General features: G+C 73.3%; 11 protein-coding genes. 4 read left to right on the forward strand and 7 right to left on the reverse strand.

The window, feature by feature from the left end; translation table 11 throughout:
• Positions 1–67: 67 nt before the first annotated feature.
• From WMF43_RS26400 to rpsO, 4 genes are all read right to left on the reverse strand, one after another.
• Entirely contained in the window at positions 68–1,975 is a 1,908-nt protein-coding gene (locus tag WMF43_RS26400; protein WP_437668725.1) for a protein kinase domain-containing protein, read from the reverse strand.
• Positions 1,972–3,399 (reverse strand): pyruvate kinase, encoded by a 1,428-nt coding sequence (pyk, locus tag WMF43_RS26405; protein ID WP_437668726.1) that lies wholly within the window; start codon positions 3,397–3,399, stop codon positions 1,972–1,974. The genes WMF43_RS26400 and pyk overlap by 4 nt, the downstream gene beginning before the upstream one ends.
• A gap of 326 nt (positions 3,400–3,725) precedes the next feature.
• A complete protein-coding gene (pnp, locus tag WMF43_RS26410) occupies positions 3,726–6,005 on the reverse strand; it encodes a polyribonucleotide nucleotidyltransferase (RefSeq protein WP_437668727.1) in 2,280 nt (759 codons plus the stop codon).
• Positions 6,006–6,419: 414 nt separating this feature from the next.
• Positions 6,420–6,686 (reverse strand): 30S ribosomal protein S15, encoded by a 267-nt coding sequence (rpsO, locus tag WMF43_RS26415; protein WP_061619654.1) that lies wholly within the window; start codon positions 6,684–6,686, stop codon positions 6,420–6,422.
• Positions 6,687–7,215: 529 nt separating this feature from the next.
• On the opposite strand from rpsO, the gene WMF43_RS26420 reads away from it, so the two are divergent.
• Positions 7,216–8,775 carry a serine/threonine-protein kinase gene (locus WMF43_RS26420; RefSeq protein WP_437668728.1) on the forward strand — a complete coding sequence of 520 codons (1,560 nt, stop codon included), beginning with the start codon at positions 7,216–7,218 and terminating at the stop codon, positions 8,773–8,775.
• A gap of 160 nt (positions 8,776–8,935) precedes the next feature.
• Here WMF43_RS26420 and ruvX read toward each other — a convergent pair whose 3' ends face one another.
• Positions 8,936–9,355: a Holliday junction resolvase RuvX gene (gene ruvX, locus WMF43_RS26425; RefSeq protein ID WP_437668729.1), complete on the reverse strand. Its 420-nt coding sequence runs from the start codon at positions 9,353–9,355 to the stop codon at positions 8,936–8,938.
• A gap of 137 nt (positions 9,356–9,492) precedes the next feature.
• On the opposite strand from ruvX, the gene hisS reads away from it, so the two are divergent.
• The 3 genes from hisS (at position 9,493) to WMF43_RS26440 (ending at position 13,189) form a co-directional block, all read left to right on the forward strand.
• The gene (gene hisS, locus WMF43_RS26430) at positions 9,493–10,758 is read left to right on the forward strand and encodes a histidine--tRNA ligase (protein ID WP_437668730.1); all 1,266 of its coding nucleotides are present in this window, start codon (positions 9,493–9,495) and stop codon (positions 10,756–10,758) included.
• 77 nt (positions 10,759–10,835) lie between these two features.
• Positions 10,836–12,542, forward strand: coding sequence for a hypothetical protein (locus WMF43_RS26435; RefSeq protein WP_437668731.1), 1,707 nt, complete (start codon positions 10,836–10,838; stop codon positions 12,540–12,542).
• A gap of 11 nt (positions 12,543–12,553) precedes the next feature.
• On the forward strand, positions 12,554–13,189 hold the full coding sequence (locus WMF43_RS26440) for a COMM domain-containing protein (RefSeq protein ID WP_437668732.1): 636 nt from the start codon (positions 12,554–12,556) through the stop codon (positions 13,187–13,189).
• A gap of 10 nt (positions 13,190–13,199) precedes the next feature.
• Here the strand turns inward: WMF43_RS26440 and WMF43_RS26445 are convergent, their stop codons facing one another.
• A complete protein-coding gene (locus WMF43_RS26445; RefSeq protein ID WP_437668733.1) occupies positions 13,200–15,398 on the reverse strand; it encodes a hybrid sensor histidine kinase/response regulator in 2,199 nt (732 codons plus the stop codon).
• Positions 15,399–15,445: 47 nt separating this feature from the next.
• Entirely contained in the window at positions 15,446–17,914 is a 2,469-nt protein-coding gene (locus tag WMF43_RS26450; RefSeq protein WP_437668734.1) for a tetratricopeptide repeat protein, read from the reverse strand.
• Positions 17,915–18,081: the final 167 nt, after the last annotated feature.

Consider the following 18,081-nt stretch of genomic DNA (forward strand, 5'->3'; position numbering starts at 1 on the left):
CCGCCCCCAAGCGCCCGCGGCCGTCAGCCGAAGCGCCCGCGGCCGTCAGCCGAAGCGCCCGCGGCCGTCAGCCCGGCGGCCAGGTGACGGTGTTCGTCTCGCCGGCCACGATCGTCACGTTGCCGGCGCGCGGCGCTGCGTCCGGCGTCGGGGGCATGAACTGGCAGCGCCCGCTCCAGAACACGTCGCTCAAGGTCACCGTCTGCGGCGCGCCCGCGTAGCCGATCAGGCCGATCTGCGGGCACGCGTACTGCGCGTTGGGCGGCGCGCCGCTCAGGACGACCGTGCTCGGCAGGATCTCCAGCTTGTGGACGATCCGCTGCGGCGCCGTGACGCCGGGCTTCGGCGCGACGACCGTGATGACGCCCGAGTACGGCTTGCAGCACCGCGACGTCGGCACGCTGATGTGGACGGTGTGAGCGCCGATCTTCAGCGGCATGACCCGGTTCGCGCCGAACCAGGTGGTCTCCACGCCGTCGAGCACCAGCTTCGCGCCGCTCGGGACGAGCTGGAAGATGACGTCGCGCACGAGCGGGGCCTCCGCCAAGGCCGAGGAGGGCGGCGCGACGTGCGCCGGCTGAGGGCGGCCGCGGACGCGGGGCGCGGACGCGACGGGCTCGGCGCCGGGGGCGACCGCAGGCAGGTTCGGCGCCGGCATGAGGGGGTCGATGCCCGCAGGCGAAAGCGGCTGGGGCGCCGCGGGCGTGTCCTCGGCCGCCGGCGGCGGCGACGGCACGCTGACCGCGCGGGCGACCGCGAACGCGGCGACGCCGAGCGCCACCGACCCGAGCGCGACGGCCAGGGCGCGCCGCGCGAGCTTCCGCCGGGTGCGGCTCGCGTTGAGCTTCGAGAGCCGCTTGAGGATGGAGAGGTCGTTCGGCGCGAGCGCGAGCGCCCGGTTGTAGTCCGCCGCCGCGCCCGGCACGTCGCCGCGCTTGCGGCCGGCCTCCGCGCGGGCCACGAGGCGCGGGACGAGCCGCGCCACGTGCCGCTCGGCGTAACCCGCCGGATCGGCGAAGTAGGCGGCGAGCTCGGCGCGCGGCTCGACGACGCCGAGCTCCGAGAGCTCCGCCCGGATCTGCTCGGCGAGCGCCCGCGGGCTCGCGGCGCGCGCCGCGACGTCGTGCGCGAGGGCGCCCGCGATGATCCGGCTCCAGCGCGCGCCGACGGCGGGCCGCTCGCGCTCGGCCTCGGGGTAGATCCCCTCGAGCACCTTGCGGAGCACCTGCGCCGGGTTCTTCCCCTCGAACGGCAGGTGCCCCACGAGGCACTCGTAGAACAGCACCCCGAGCGCGAAGACGTCGGTGCGCGCGTCGACCTCGCCGCCCTCGATCTGCTCGGGCGCCATGTGCGCCGGCGAGCCCAGCACCTGCCCCGTCGAGGTGACGCCCTGGGCGTCGAGGATCTTCGCGATGCCGAAGTCGGTCAGCTTGATGACGACGCCCTCGCCGTCCCAGCTGGCGACGCGGTCGCACGGCAGCTCGACGAGCACGTTCTCCGGCTTGACGTCGCGGTGGATGATGCCCGACGCGTGCGCGTGCTCGAGCGCCTCGCAGAGCTCGAGCACCACGGCGGCGCCGATCTCGGCCGGCATCTCGCGGTGGTTGCTCAGGATCTTGCGCAGCGTGGAGCCGCGGAGCAGCTCGACGACGAGGTAACGCTCGCCGTCCTGCTCGCTCGACACGTCGTAGACCTCGACGATGCCGGGGTGGCGCAGCTTCGCCGCGGCGCGCGCCTCGGCGACGAAGCGCGCGCCGACCTCGGCGTTCTCCCGGAGGTGCTTGTGGATGATCTTGACCGCGACCTCGCGGCGGAGCCGCGGGTCGTGGGCGCGGTAGACCGTGGCCATGCCGCCGTGGCCGAGCTCCTCGATCAGCTCGTACTTGTCGAGCTTCGGGAGGCCTTCCGCGCCCCGCTGTCTGGAGAGAGAGTCCTGCTCGCCCGTCGAGCCCCTATCGCGGGCGGGCAGGCTCATTCAACAACCTTCACCCGAATCGCGTTCGTCGAGCCCGAGACCCCGACCGGCGCGCCGAAGATGGTGACGAGCTTGTCGCCCGGCGACACGAAGCCGTTCGCGGCCAGGTACGCCGTGGCGCGCTCGATCATCTCGTCGGAGTTGCGGAGCGCGTCGATGGGAGAGGGCACGACGCCCCAGAGCAGCGCGAGCCGGCGGCGCGTCGTGTCGTTCGGCGAGAAGGCGACGATCGGCACGACGGGGCGCGCCTTCGAGGCGTACCGCGCGGTGAGGCCGCTCTCGGTGAACGCCACGATGAGCCGCGCGCCGATGTCCCGCGCGATGTCGCAGGCCGCGCGCGCCGTCGCCTCGGCGACGTTCGCGCGCTGCCCGGGCTGCTCGCTCGAGAGGTAGCGGTAGAACGCGCTCTGCTCGGCCTCGGTGACGATGCGGGACATCATCCGCACGACGAGCGCCGGGTGCGCGCCGGTCGCGGTCTCCTGCGAGAGCATGACCGCGTCGGTGCCGTCGAAGACCGCCGTCGCCACGTCGCTCGCCTCCGCGCGCGTCGGGCGCGTCGCGGTGACCATCGACTGGAGCATCTCGGTCGCGACGATGACCGGCTTCTGGTGCACGCGCGCCAGGCCGAGGATCTCGCGCTGGATGATCGGCACCCGCTCCGGGTTGAACTCCACGCCGAGATCGCCGCGCGCCACCATGACCCCGTCGGAGGCGAGGATGATCGCCTCCAGGTTGTCGATGGCGCCTGGCGTCTCGATCTTCGAGACGATCGGCGTGGGGCGGCCCCAGGCCTCGCAGATGTCGCGGACGTGCCGCACCTCGTCCGCGTTGCGCACGAACGAGAGCGCGACGTAGTCGACGCCCTGCGCGAGGCCGAAGCTGAGATCCGCCTTGTCCTTCTCGGTGAGCGAGGCGATGCGCACGCGCCGGGCGGGCAGGTGCACGCCGACGCGATCGCGCAGGCGCCCGCCCTGCGTCACGGCGGCGTGGACGCGCTCGCCGTCCACCTTGGTGACGGTGACGACGACCCGGCCGTCGTCGAGCAGGATCACGTCCCCCTGCTGGAGATCGGACGCGAGCCCCTCGTAGAGGATCGGGATCTCGCCGGGCTGGGCAAGGGGGCTGTCCCGGTTGGCTTCTGTCAGCCAGACGGAGGCCCCATCAGCCACCTCGAAGGTGTTGTTGGGGAAGCGACCGGCTCGGATCTTCGGGCCGCAGAGGTCCTGCAGGATCGCCACCGGCTTTCCGCAGGCCTCGGCCGCCGCGCGGACCGTGGCGATGTTCTTGCCATGATCCTCATGCGAGCCGTGGGAGAAGTTGAGTCGAGCGACATCCATACCGGCGCGGATGAGCTGCTCCAGCGTCGTTTGAGAGTCACACGAAGGGCCAATGGTACAGACTATTTTCGCTCTGCGTACGAGCACGGGCGGAGCATGCCACGAGCAGGGGTCGGGACTCTACCCCGATTGTGAACGGGCCATGCGTGCTTCACCGGATTCCAACAAAGCCGCCGGATGGATGCTCCCGGCGCGGCGGTCCGCCAGCCCGCCCCCCCTCGCGGCGTGCGTCATCGCAGCAGCCGCGGGCGCGCTGCGATGCGCCTCCATGAGCGGCAGCAGATCGCCACAAACCGCCGGGAAAGGCGGCGTTCTGGGGAGAGCGGTGAGGTGGCGGGGGTGACGAGGACCGAGCGGCGGGGAGGCTCAGCGGCGCCGCAGCGCAGCATCGCCTCCCCTCGCCTGCTCGCTGGTCAGGACCGGCGCTCCCGGCGCTCCCGCGGCCCGCGGTCGCCGCGGTCGCGATCCATGCCGGGCCGCGATCCGCGATCGCGATCGCCGCCGCTGCGCGGGGGGCCGCCGGGACCGTCGCGGCGCGGCGGCGGGCCGGCGTCGCGGGCCTGCGCCATGCGCTCGCGCGCGCGATCGCCCTCGGCGCCCTCCGGCAGCGGGAGCAGCTCGCGCCGGCTCAGCCGGATCTTCCCGTCGCGGTCGACGCTCAGCACCTTCACGTCGAGCGAGTCGCCCTCCTTGAGGACGTCCTCCACGCGCTCGACGCGCGTGTGGGCCATCTCCGAGATGTGCAGCAGGCCGTCGGTGTTCGGCAGGATCTCCACGAACGCGCCGAAGTCGGTGATGCGCTTGACCGTCCCCTTGTAGGTGGCGCCGACCTCGGGCTCGGCCGTGAGGCCCTTGATGATGTCGAGCGCCTTCTTCACCGCGTCGGAGTCGGACGACGCGACGTTCACCGTGCCGTCGTCCTCGACGTCGATCGCGACGCCGGTCTGGTCGACGATGCCCTTGATGGTCTTGCCGCCGGGGCCGATGATGAGGCGGATCTGGTCGGGCTTCACGCGGACCGTGGTGATCCGCGGGGCGTACTGGCTGAGCTCGGGCCGCGTGGTCGGCAGCGTCTCCAGCATCTTGTTCAGGATGTGGAGCCGCCCCTCGCGCGCCTGATCCAGCGCCTGCATCAGGATCTGCCGGCTCAGGCCGGCGATCTTGATGTCCATCTGGATCGCGGTCACGCCGCGCGCCGTGCCGCAGACCTTGAAGTCCATGTCGCCGAGGTGATCCTCGTCGCCGAGGATGTCCGAGAGCACGGCGTAGCGCTGGCCCTCCATGATGAGGCCCATCGCGATGCCGGCGACGGGCGACTTGATCGGCACGCCCGCGTCCATGAGCGACAGACACCCGCCGCAGACCGCGGCCATCGACGACGAGCCGTTCGACTCCAGCGTCTCCGACACGATGCGGATCGTGTAGGGGAACTGATCCGGCGCCGGGATCATCCGGGAGAGGGCGCGCTCCGCGAGCGCGCCGTGGCCGATCTCGCGCCGGCCGGGGCCGCGCAGCGGCTTCGTCTCGCCGGTCGAGAACGGGGGGAAGTTGTAGTGGAGGTAGAAGCGCTTCCACGTCTCCCCCATCAGGCCGTCGATCTTCTGCTCGTCGGTCGACGTGCCGAGCGTCGTCGTGACGATCGCCTGCGTCTCCCCGCGCTGGAAGAGGGCGCTGCCGTGGACGCGCGGCAGGAGGCCCACCTCGCACATGATCGGGCGGATGCTCCGGCCGTCGCGGCCGTCGATGCGCCGGCCCTCCTCGGTGACGTACGTCCTGACGACGTGCGCCTTGCGCTCCTCGAACTCGGCCTTCACGAGCCGCTCGAGGGGCAGGTACTTCTCGCTGCCGAGCTCGCCGAGCAGCGCCTCGGTGAGCTTCTTCTTCAGCGTGCTGTAGCCGTCGTAGCGCGCCTTCTTGTCGGTCACCCGCGTCGCGGACTTGAGGTCCTCGTCGACGATCTCGGCGACGCGCTTCTTCACGTCCGCCGGCAGCTCGGGCGCGACGAACTCCTTCTTCGGCTTGCCCACGGCGGCGCGCATCTTCTCGATGAGCTCGAGGACCGGCTGCGCCGTCTCGTGCGCGAACATCAGCGCGTCGATGATCTCCGCCTCGGTCGCCTCGGCGGCGCCGCCCTCGACCATCACGATCGCGTCGCGAGAGCAGGCGACGACGAGATCGATGTCGCAGCGCTCGAGGTCGGCGACGGTCGGGTACGCGACGAACTCGCCGTCGAGCCGGCCCACGCGCACGCCCACGACCGGACCGCCCCAGGGGATGTCCGAGATGTGCAGCGCCGCGCTCGCGCCGGTCAGGGCGAGCACGTCGGCCTTGTTCTGCTTGTCGCTGGAGAGGACGGTCGCGATGATCTGCGTGTCCCGCTTGAAGCCGTCCGGGAAGAGCGGCCGGAGCGGGCGGTCCATGAGGCGGCTGGAGAGGATCTCCTCCTCGCGCTGGCGCGCCTCGCGCTTGAAGAAGCCGCCGGGGATCTTGCCGGCGGCGTAGGTCTTCTCGACGAACTCGCAGGTCAGGGGGAAGAAGTCGAGGCCGGGCCGCTCGTCCTGCGACACGGCGGTGACGAGCACCATCGTGTCACCGAAGGTGACGAGCACGGCGCCGTGCGCCTGCTTGGCTAGGCGGCCGGTCTCGAGGGTGAGGGCACGGCCGCCCACCATGACGGATTCACGAACGAACATGGGATCTCAGCTCTTTCTCGCGATCGCGAGGGCCGCTGCGTGCGGCGCTACGCCGAGCGCGAGAGGCTGCTCTTCTTCCTCGGTCCCTGCGCAGGAGGCGAGCTGCTGCGCACGAAGCGAAGACGAAGACGCGCGGCGCCCGCGCCCGGGAAAGACGGGGCCGTTTGCCCCGCCGTTCCATGGTCACTGACGGACCTCCTTAGAGCGTCCGCTTCACTCTCGCCAGCGCAAAAAGCAGGAATTCAGGGGTATGCAGCGCCGACTCGCCGGAACGGAAGGCACAACGAGGAGGAGGGCAGCTGGAAGGGACCCGCCGAGGGCGGCAGGACGGACCGGCGGCCCACAGCAGGGTTCGCTGCGGGCCGGCCTGCCACATCCGCGACGGCGCCGCGAGGGGGCGGCGCCGGTGGGGAGTTACTTGCGGAGGTTGAGGCGGTTGATGAGGTTGCGGTACCGCTCGATGTCGACCCGCTTCAGGTAGTCGAGCTGACGGCGGCGCTGGCTCACCAGCTTGAGGAGGCCGCGGCGGGAGTGGTGGTCCTTCTGGTGCGTGCGGAAGTGCTCCTGGAGCTGGTTGATCCGCTCGCTGAGCAGCGCGATCTGGACCTCCGGCGACCCGGTGTCGCCCTCGTGGATCGCGTATTTCTGGATGATATCGGTCTTCTGGACGGAATGCAGCATGGGTGGCTCTCCATGGCCTCACCGGGGCGCTGCCGAGCGCCCGGGCCGGCGGTTTTCGACCGCGGCGACTGGCCAAGCGACGCCCGACTGCGCGCTCCCGCCCGGAGCGGCGGCAGCCCACGAGGTCGGGCCAGTGAGCAGAGGCGCGCGAGTATACGCAGGCGCTTCGATCCGTCAACGCGGTCGTGATCGGACGGGTCCGTCGTCCGCGCTGCCGCGTCTTGCGTGGCTCGCGCGGCGCCGCGGCCGCACGTCTCGCCACCGCGCCGCGGCCGCACGTCTGCCTGGCGCGGCCGCGCCGCGGCCGCACGTCTGCCTGGCGTCGGCGGCGGCGCGCCTGCCTGACGCCGCGGCGCCGCCGCGCCGCCGGTGGCCCGCCGCAAGGTCATGGCGCGATTTGTCACCCCCAGAACGGCCGATTGGCTACCCTCGGTCCGCGATGCCCGGCACCCTCCGGCCCCCCGAAGACGCCACCCGACCGCAGTCGGACGCACGCGGATCGCAGTCGGACCTGCATATCGCGACCGCGATGACGAGCCTCTCCACCACGGCCAACTCGCTCCCGACCCCCGGGGGCGACAACACGATGCCCAAGGTCTGCCCCACCTGCGGGGTGCGGTACCCGGCCGAGTTCAGGGTGTGCCCGCGCGACGCCACGACGCTCGACGAGTCGGAGGACACGCTCCGCGACGAGCTCGTCGGCAAGACGCTCAACGAGACCTACACGGTGGTGCGCGTCGTCGGCGAGGGCGGTATGGGGCGCGTCTACGAGGCGCGCCACACCCGGATCTCGAGCAAGCGGTTCGCGATCAAGATGCTGCACCCGGAGTTCGCGCGGCAGCCGCAGGTGATCTCGCGCTTCCAGCGCGAGGCCGAGGCCGCGGCCGCCGTGCAGAGCCCGTACGTGGTCACGGTCTTCGACGTCCACCGCACCGCCGAGGGGCGGCCGTTCCTCGTCAACGAGTTCCTCGAGGGCAAGGAGCTCGCCGACTACCTCGCGGAGGTCGGCAAGATGAAGATCGGCCCCGCGGTGCGCATCGTCCGGCAGATCTGCAAGGCGCTCGCCGCGGCGCACGCGAAGGGCGTCGTGCACCGCGACATGAAGCCGGAGAACGTCTTCCTCACCGGCGATCTCGCGGCGCCCACGGCCAAGGTGATCGACTTCGGCATCTCGAAGGTCGACGACGCGCCGGGCGCGGCGCTCACGCAGACCGGCATGATCATGGGCACGCCGTCGTACATGGCCCCGGAGCAGGCCCGCGGCGAGCGCGTCGACCACCGGGCGGACATCTACGCCGTCGGCGCGATCCTCTACTGCGCCCTCACCGGCAGCCGCCCGTTCGATCGCAACGACCCGACCGCGACGCTGACCGCGGTGCTCACCGAGGACCCGCCGCGCCCGCGCTCGCTCGAGCCGAGCATCCCCGAGCCGCTGGAGATGATCATCCAGCGCGCCATGGCGAAGGAGCCCACCCACCGCTACCAGACGATGGAGGAGTTCGACGCCGAGCTCGCGCTCTACGACGCGAGCGAGGCGGAGGTGAAGGAGCTGCCCGCCCCCGGCGCGCCCGGGCCGCGCACGTCGCTGCCGTCGGCGCCGCGCGCCGCGCCGACGATGCAGCTCCGCCAGGCGCAGCAGGTGAGCATGGCGCGGCCGCTCATCCTGCTGCTCTCGGTGCTCGGGCTGTTCTGGGTCGCCGGCGGCCTGATCACGCTGGTGACGGGGATCATCCGCCTGTCGCGCGGCGGCTCGGCGACGGACAACCTGAGCGGCCTCGAGGCCGTCCTGCTCGCGTCCGGGATCGGCCTCGCGCTGATCACCCCCGCCCTGATCGGCGCGAGCCACGTGCGCCGGAACGTCTGGAACAACAGCATGAAGGCGGTCGACCTGGCCGACCACCTGCGCCGGCCGATCGTGGTCGGGCTCTGCGCCTACGGCTTCTCCTCGCTGCTCGTGCGGGTCGTCGAGTCCGTCGTGCTCCGGCGCGCCGCCGGCGTCGCGTGGCCCGCCTGGGACGTCGTCCTGTTCGGGATCGGCGCCGTGGGCGCGATCGGCGCCCACCTCCTGCTCCGCAGCGAGCAGCGCTAGGCGCCAGTGCCGCTCGGCGCTGGTAGAACGCCGAACAGAGCGGCGGTCACCCGCACAGGAGACGGGTCCAGATCGGCGTTTTCGGCGCGCAAGCGCACTCCTGTGCGCTGAGCACCGAAAACGCCGAGATGGGCCCGTATCCGAAGCGGGTGACCGCCGCTCAGCGGCGGCCGTCTAGCCACGCCTGGAGCAGCAGCGCGGCCGCCGCGCCGTCGACGCGCTCCTTGCTCTTGCGACCCGAGACGCCGCCGTCGCGCAGCCGGCGTGCCGCCTCGACCGTGGTCAGCCGCTCGTCGACGAGCTCCACCTCGACGCCGGTCGCGTCGGCCAGCGCCTGGGCGAAGGCCGTCGCCCGCCGCGCCGCGGGGCCCTCCTCCCCGTTCATCTCCAGGGGCAGGCCCACCAGGAACCGCGTGATGCCTTCGTCCCGGGCGAGCGCCGCGAGCGCCTCCAGGAGCGCCCGCCGGTTCCGGCCGTCGAGCAGGGGCCGCGGGTGCGCGAACAGCCCGAGCTCGTCGGTGACGGCCACGCCGACGCGGGCCTTGCCAAGATCGATCGCCGCTGCGCGCGTCTTCTCCATGACTCTCCGGGAGCTCATAGCCCTCGGGCCGCGCGCTGGCGAGGCCCCGGGCGCACGGGAGAGCCGAGGACTGGCTTGACCCGCTCGACGGTACCGACCATAAGCGCCGCGCGATGGAACTGCGCGCGGTTAGGGGGATGAACGACATCCTCCCGGAAGAGGTGGAGCGCTGGCACAAGCTCGAGGCGGCCTTCCGCCTCCACGCGGAGCTCCATGGCTACGCCGAGGTGCGCACGCCGCTGCTCGAGCCCACGGAGCTCTTCCAGCACCAGATGGGCGAGACGACGGACGTGGTCGAGAAGGAGATGTACTCCTTCGAGCGGCACGGCGACCAGCTCACGGTGCGCCCCGAGGGCACGGCGGGCGCCGCGCGCGCGTACGTGGAGCACGCGGTCCACGCCAAGGAGCCGGTCACGCGCTGGTACTACCTCGGGCCGATGTTCCGCGGCGAGCGGCCGGCGAAGGGCCGCTACCGCCAGTTCTACCAGGCCGGCTGCGAGCTCTTCGGCGATCCGGGGCCGCTCTGCGACGCCGAGACGATCGATCTCGTCGCGGGCTTCCTCCACCGGATCGGCGTCGCCGACTTCGTCGTGCACGTGAACTCGCTCGGCAGCGCGGGCACGCGGGCGCGTTACCGCGAGGCGCTGCTCGCGCACTTCGCGCCGCGCAAGGACAAGCTCAGCGAGGACTCGCAGCGCCGCCTCGAGCGCAACCCGCTGCGCATCCTCGACTCGAAGGATCCGCGCGACGTCGAGGCGGCGAGCGACGCGCCGTCGATCCTCGACCTGCTCGACGACGCGGACCAGGCCCACTGGGCCGGCGTGCTCCGCTGCCTCGACGTGCTCGGCGTGCCGTACGTCGTCGACCGGTCGCTCGTGCGGGGGCTCGACTACTACACGCGCACGCTCTTCGAGGTGAAGGCGACCGCCGGCGAGCTCGGCTCCCAGAGCGCGCTCGGCGGCGGCGGCCGTTACGACAACATGGTCGCGGGGCTCGGCGGGCCGAGCGTGCCGGCGATCGGCTTCGCGATGGGCATGGAGCGGCTGCTCACGATGATGCAGGGCGAGGCCTCGCGCCGCCGGCCCGGCTGCTACCTCGCCCCGCTCGGCCAGGTGGGCGCGGAGCGGGCGCTCCTCCTGGCGAAGCAGCTGCGCGACCTCGGGGTCGCCGTCGAGCTCGACGGGCGCGGCGGCCGGCTCAAGGCGATGCTCCGCCGCGCCGACTCGCTCGGCGCGCGGCTCTGCGTGATCCTGGGCGACGCGGAGATCGAGCGCGGCGTCGTCCAGATCAAGGATCTGGTGGCGCACGTGCAGGAGGAGATCCCGCTGGAGGGGGCGGCGCGGGTCCTCGCGGATCGGGCCCTCGAGTTTTCACCCGGCGGCGGCCAGCGGGGAGCGCGTTGACCTCCGAGACGATGGACGGCCACGGCGGCTCGCGCCGGGCGCGGGGCGCGCGGGACGTTGGAGCGCGCGAGGCGGGCGTGCAGAGCAGGCGATGCAGGCGGGCCTGCGCGGCGCTCTCGCTCGCCGCCGCGCTGGCGGCGCCCTCCGTGGCCGCGGCGCAGATCGGCTTCGGCCAGCCCGGCGCGGGGCCGCCCCCCACGAGCTCGTCCCCGCCGCCCGGCACGCCGGAGACCCACGCGGCGCCGACGACGACCGGCGAGAGCCCGATCCAGACCCAGGAGCCCACCTTGCCGCAGGACCCGCTGGCGGTGCCGCCGGCGGTGAAGAAGCAGATCGGCACGAACGACCCCGGGGAGTGGGAGGTCGGGCGCGCCGAGGAGATCCAGCGCGACTGGTACGGGCTGTATTACGGCGAGCGGAGCGGCAGCTACCAGTTCCGGACGCTCTTCCCGCTGTGGGCTGAGCGCAAGATGCCCGGCGATCGCGCCACGATGGTGACGCCGCTCTACTACAACCGCCGGAGCAAGGACGTCGACGCCGACGTGCTCTTCCCGTTCTTCTGGAAGCTCCGGGACGAGAACACCTACACCACCGTCGTCGGCCCGTTCATGCACCGCGAGTCTGCCGGCCGCCCCGCCAGCCCCGGGCGCAAGGCCGAGCCGGGCCGGCACGACAACTGGCTCGCCCCGCTCTTCTTCGAGGGCAAGAGCGACGATGGGAGCGGGTATTTCCACATCCCTCCCTTGCTCACCTTCACGCACCACACGGCGCGGGGCGGCTTCAACCTGGTCGGCCCCCTGTTCTGCAGCTGGAAGGGCGGCCCGGCGTGCGACACGCGCTCCGCGGACGACATCGATCTCGGCCTGGCGCCGCTCTACTTCTATGGTCGCGACGAGAGCAGCGAGTACGAGGTCATCCCGCCGCTGCTCCACTACTACCATTACAGCGACGTCGGAGACCGCTCGACGAACCTGTGGGGTCCGCTGCTCTGGCAGCACTCGCGCGAAGGCGACGTGTTCAACGTCATGCCCTTTTACTGGCACAGCTGGGGCAAGAACTACGACCGCACGACGCTGTTCCCGCTCTTCCACTACGGTTACAAGGGCAACTCGAGCCTTCTCGTCACGCCGCTCTTCGTGAAGGCGCGCGGCGAGGAGGGGGAGAGCACGTTCGCTACCTGGGGCTACGCCCGCTACCGAGGGCGGACGGAGCTCGACATGATCACGCCGCTCTTCTGGCAATACCGGGATCCGGACATCGATCTCACGCGGACGTTCCTGCTGCCGTTCTATTACCGGAACACGGAGCCGCGCAGCGACGACATCGCGGTGTTCCCGTTCTACGGTCGCTTCAAGCGGCACGGGCTGAGCGACACGACGTGGATCACGCCGTTCTTCCGGCACACGAAGGATCTCACCGGCTGGGAGACGGACATCTATCCGTTCTTCTACGCGGGGAGGAACCGGAGCTCGACGCACCTCGTCGTCGCGCCGTTCCTCTGGGACTTCGCGTCTCCGACGTCGCGCACGACGCTGGCGCTGCCGTTCTACTACCGGTTCGCGGACGAGAACTCGGTGTCGCAGCTCGCGCTCAACACCTTCTACAGGGAGCAGAAGGTGCGGGGCGGCACGGAGTGGGAGTTCCACTTCTTCCCCGTGTTCTCGTACGGCGAGACGCCGCAGGGGCACTGGTGGAACCTCCTCTACGGCCTCGCCGGGTACACGCGCGAAGGCACGATGACGAAGATGCGGGCGCTCTACGTCCCGATAAAGCTGAGCGAGTGAGCGGCGTCGCGATGAGCACGCCGACCCAGGAAGCGCCCGCCCTGCCTCGCCTCCGCTGCCTGGGGGGAGCGCCGCCGCCGCCGGAGCTCGCCGCCGACCTGCGCCGGCTCCTGGAGCTGCCCGCGGGGGCGCGGCAGCGGCTCTGGGAGGCGCTCGGGCCGAGCCTGGCCGAGCCGGTGCCCGCCGCGGTGGAGCGGCTCCTCGACGAGTTCTGCCGCCGGCACGAGGTCGACGCCGAGGGGCTCGCGCGCGTGCTCAAGGCGTGCCGCTTCCTGGTCCGCGAGGCGAGCAAACGCGACCTCGACCGCGCCGCCCTCGCGACCGACCTCGCGACGCTCACGCCCGCGTCCGTCGAGGAGGGCGAGCAGATCCAGGCGGTCCTGCTCGCCGGCTACGAGAAGGCCAAGGCGGTCGTGCGGCGGGAGATCCTGCGGGGCGCGCTGCTCGACCACGGCAAGCTGCTCGCCGGCGTCGACTGGCGCATCGACACCATCTCCGCCGCGAGCCGCGGGGCGAAGATCGAGGCGCCGGTCGTCGTGCTCACGCTGAGCTACCAGGAGGGCGGACGGAGCGAGCGCATCACCCTCCAGGCCACCCCCGAGATGCTGCGGGAGCTCCAGCGGGCCTGCGCGCAGATCCTCGGCTGAACGCGCCCGGCTACTTGCCCTCGCGCGCCTCCGCCCGGTTCGCCGTGACGACCTCGGCGATCGCCGACAGCGCGTCCTCGGCGGAGAACGGCTTCTCGAGCAGCGGGCGGCCGGCGGAGGAGAGGAACCGCTCGATGTCGGCGCCGAAGCCGACGCCCGTCATGAAGATGAACCCCTGCGCGAGCGCCGGGTCGCTCTCGCGGATCCGCGTGTAGAAGACGTCGCCGGACATGCCAGGCATGCGCAGGTCGCAGAGGACCACGTCGAAGCGCTGGCCGCCCGCGAGCATCCCCATCGCGGCGTCCGCGCTCGGCGCGAGCGTCACCTGGTGCACGCGGCCGATCTGGCTCTCCAGCGCGCGCGCGAGCGCCGCCTCGTCCTCCACGATGAGCACCCGCGCGCGCTTCGAGACGAGCCGCGGCAGCGGCGACACGCTCGGCGTCGCCTCCTCCGCGCGGCCGGCCGCGGGGAGCGAGATGACGAAGCGCGCGCCGCACGGCGGGTCGCTCCCGGGCACAGGGCTCTCGGCCGAGATCCGCCCGCCCGCGCGCTCGATGATCTCGCGGCTGATCGAGAGGCCGAGCCCGGTGCCCACCTCCGGGCCCTTCGTCGTGAAGAACGGCGCCCAGATGCGCGGGAGGTTCTCCTCGGCGATGCCGGCCCCGGTGTCGCTCACCACGATCTCCACCGTCTCGCCGTCGCTGCGCGTCTCGACCGTCACCGTGTGCTCGCGCGCCGCCAGCTTCGAGCTCGGCTTCGGGATCGCCTGCGCCGCGTTGACGAGGAGGTTCACGATCACCTGGCCGAGCCGGCCGTCCTCCATGAGGATCGGCGGCACCTCGGTCAGGTTCTTCACGATCTGCGCCCGCTCGATGATCTGGCCGCGCGTGAGGCTCAGCGCCGACTCGACCGTGCGGTTCGCGTCGGTCAGCGCGCGCCGCGCGCCGTCGGGCTGCGGCGGGCTCGCGAACAGCTTGAGGTCGCGGACGATGTCGACGATGCGCCGGATCGAGTCGCGCAGCTCCTGGAGCAGATCCGACGCGCTCGTCGCGGCGGCGCCCTCCATGCGGACGTTCGGGCCGCGCAGCAGGCGGTCGAGCATGTCGAGGCCGAGCAGGATGAACGCCGCGGGGTTGTTGATCTCGTGCGCGACGCCCGCGGACAGGGTCCCGAGCGTGGAGAGGCGATCGACCTGGATGAGCCGCGTGCGGGCCGCGTGCTCGGTGCTGACGTCGGCGAGCACGCCCTCGATCGCCACCACGCGGCCGCGATCCGAGACGAGCGGGTACACCGTGCCGCGCGCGGTGATCGCGTCGCCGCCGCGCCGCCGGAGGCGCGCCTCGTAGGAGGCCGAGGGGGCGCCGAGCCGGGCGCGCGCGACCGCGTCCTCGAAGCACATGACGCCCTCCGGGTCGGCGTGGACCTCGCCGAGGAAGCCCGGCGTCTCCAGCGCCTCGGCCACGGGCACGCCGAGCAGGCGCTCGGCGTGGCGGTTCAGGAAGGAGAGCTCGCCGGTCTCGGGATCGAGCCGGAAGATGATGAGCGGCGCGTTGTCGAGCAGGTTCCGGTGCTGCTCCTCGAGCTCGCGGATGCGCAGCAGCCGCTCGGCCGCCTCGCGCTCGCCGGCGACGACGCGCAGCGAGCGATCCAGGCCGGCGCCGAGCGCCTCGGCGAGCTCCTCCAGGAGCGCCGCCGGCGCCGAGGCCGCCGCGGCGGCCTCGCCGTAGCCGACGAGCAGCGCCGCGATGACGGGGCCGCCGGAGGCGCCGGGCGGGTCGGAGCGCGCGGCGGGCCGGGCGGCGCCTTCGCCGCCGGGCCGCGCGATCCGCACCGGGATCGCGACGTACGAGAGGCACCCCTCCGCGGGGCCCATGCCGGAGAGCGCGTCGCCCGCGCGGGCGTCGTCGCAGGAGAACGCCCTGCCCTCGCCGAACACCCGCCGGAACAGCGGCGCCGGCGCGGGGATCCGCGCGCCGAACGGGGCGGTGGCGAGCGCGTCGCCGTGGAAGACCGCGTACGCGCGGAGCTCGCTGTCGGGCTCCGGGAACACCACCGAGAAGAGCTGGAACGGGGCGAACCGGCCGACGGCGCCGGCGAGCTCCTCGAACGGCCTCGGGAGCAGGAGGTTCGAGTGGCGGGCGACGACGGTGAGGACAGCGTTCAGCGCGACGAGGCGGCCGTACCTCTCGCTCGCAGGCGCAGCGTGCATCTCCTCGCCATCTGACCACGGCGGCGCCCGGGGACGAGAGGCATTCTTCATTTTTCTCCGGCGGCCCCGCCGGGGACGGCCGCCGGGGGCGCGGAGCCGGGCGCCGCTGCCCAGGCGCAGCGCTCGAGCAGGCGCAGCGCCGCGTCCCGGCGCTCCTCGCTCACGGCGGGGCCGGCGCCGGCCGCGCCGTCGTGGGCGGCGTACGCGGTGAACATGCGCCGGGCCGTCTCGGCGTCGCCGAGGGCGCACGCGGCCACGAGCCGCAGCCGCTTCGCCTCGATCCAGACGCGCTGGACCGGCAGGTGCGCCGCGAGCGCCCGTTCCAGGCGGTCGGCCGCGTCGTCGAAGCGGCCGTCGTTCAGGTAGTGGCGGCCGAGGAGGTAACTCGGCAGGCCGTCGCCGGGCGCCTGCGCGGCCCAGGTGCCGAGGAGCTCGGCGGCCCGCGCCCGGTCCGGGCTGCCGCCCCTCGTGCCGATGAGCAGCTCGACGACGGCGGCGCGGGCGCGGTCGTCGTGCGCGGCGGCGATCTTGACGTCCAGCGTCCGGAGCCGGTCCTCGTCGACGAGCCGGCCGGCGACCTCGCGGTACCAGGAGACGGCGCGCTCCCGGTCGCCGGCCGCGAGCGCGACGTCGCCGAGCCGCTCCGCCGCGCGGTCGCGGAGGTGGCGCGGGATCGCGGCGTCGCCGGCGATGGCCTCGAGCTCGCGGACGGCGTCTTCTTTCGCCGCGCGCGGCGCCTCGCTGGCGAGGCGCGTCTCCGCGATCGCGACGCGGGTCACGGGGCTCCGGTCGAGCTCGAGGATGCGCTGGTACTCGGCGATCGCGCCGGCGTGGTCGCCGCGCGCGCGCAGCTGCTCGGCCTTCTGCGCGCACGCGTCGACGACGTGGGGGCAGCGGCGCTCGAAGAGGGCGGGGCGGTCGAAGCGGGCCTTCGCCTGCGCCCTGGCGGCGTCGGGGAGCGAGAGCGCGTCGAGATCGGCGTGCCACGCGCGCTCCATGTCGGCCCAGGAGGCGCCGGTGATCTCCGGCAGCGCCGCGCCGCCGTACCAGGCGCGCACCGCGTCAGGGCCGTATTTTTCGTGCACGTAGCCGACGAACGCGCCGCTCACGGTGTAGGCGGTCGACGAGTTCTCGGCGAGGAAGCCGAGCGCGAAGAGGCGCGAGAGCGGCGGCAAGATCCCGAGATCTTTCATGGCCTTGGCCCACGCGCGCGGGCTCAGGTCCTCGCCCTCGCGGGGCGAGCCGGCGACGGCGATCCCCTCGATGAGGCCGGGGTCGGGGAGCCACCCGCCGAGGCGCCCGGCGACGTTGAACGGGCCGCGGGCGAAGGCGCCGGCGAGCACGTGCATCACCTCGTGGCCGAGCGTGGGGTGGGGGTAGCCGGCGGCCTGCAGGTACACCTCGCGGCGCCACGGCTTCGCGATGTACGTGCGCGAGGCGCCCATGAGCGCGCCCTTCTGCGCCGCGCTCTCGAACAGGTACGCGCGGACCCGGAGCGGCTCGCCGGCGGCCTCCGCGGGCGCGCCGAGCCAGCGCTCGCCGGCCTCGACGTGGGCGTCGCACTCGCGGACGAAGCGCTGGACGTCGCCGTCGCGCATGCCGCGCGCGTGGACGACCTCGCAGCGCGTGCCCTCCGCGAGCGCGCCGAGCTCGGCCGCGATGGTCTCGGAGGTCTGGTAGTGGCCGAGGCGCGCGCCCTCGAGGAGGGTCGCGACGCTCACGGCGGCGCCCGCGGCGCCGAGCAGGAGCAGGCCGGGGCGGCCCTGGAGGTGGAACGCGATGCGGCCACCCGCGTCGTGCGCGAGGTGGTGCGCGAGCACGGCCGCGGCGAGCAGGGTGGCGAGGGTGCCGGCGCGGTAGGTGAGCAGCCCGGAGGCGTCGACGACCGTGTCGTAGAAGGTGCCGCTGAAGTAGCCGGCGAACGGGTCGTAGGCGAAGACGATCGGGCTCGTGTAGAAGCGGACGACGCTGACGCCGGCGGAGCCGAGCGGCGCGGCGAGCGCGGCGAGGACCGCGACGATCCGGCGCCGCCACGCGGGCGGCGGGGGCGCGGCGTCGTCCCGCCGGATGCCGGCGGCGATCTCGCCCGCCACGGCGCCCCAGGCGCCGCCGAGCGCCGCGCCGAGGCCGGGCCCGAGGGCGAAGTGCGCGGAGCCGCCGAGCACGTCGCAGAAGCCGGCGCGGAGGCCGTGCGCGAGCGTGGTGGCGTACGCGACGGCCGCGAGGAGGGCGCCGGTCGCGACGCCGCGGCGGAAGGCGAGGTCGGGCTCGGGCCGGTGCGCCGCGACGTCGAGGGCGGCCGCGATCGCGGCGGCGGACGGGACGAGCAGGCCCGCGGCGAGGGCGCTCTCGTAGCCGGGGCCGTCGAAGAGCGGCAAGAGGCCGACGAGCGCCATCGCGACAGCGACGAGCGCGGCGGCGATCCTGACGGCCGGCGATCGCAGCAGCGGGGGCATGGGCGCGGAGGGCTCCAGGGCGGGCGCGGAGAGCTCCAGGGTGGGCGCGGAGGGGTCCACGGGAGGTGGCTTTAGCCGCAGCGGCGCGCCGACGCGAGCGGGAGGCGAGCGCCGGGCCCCGCCCGGTCGCCTCCTGCGATGCAGCCGCCGCCCGTGAGCCGCCACGACCACGCCGGCGGGCGCGGCGCGCGGCGCGGCGCGGCGCGGCGGCGCGGTCCACGGCGCGC

This window comes from Sorangium sp. So ce131 (assembly GCF_051519095.1).
Classification (GTDB): Bacteria; Myxococcota_A; Polyangia; order Polyangiales; family Polyangiaceae; genus Sorangium.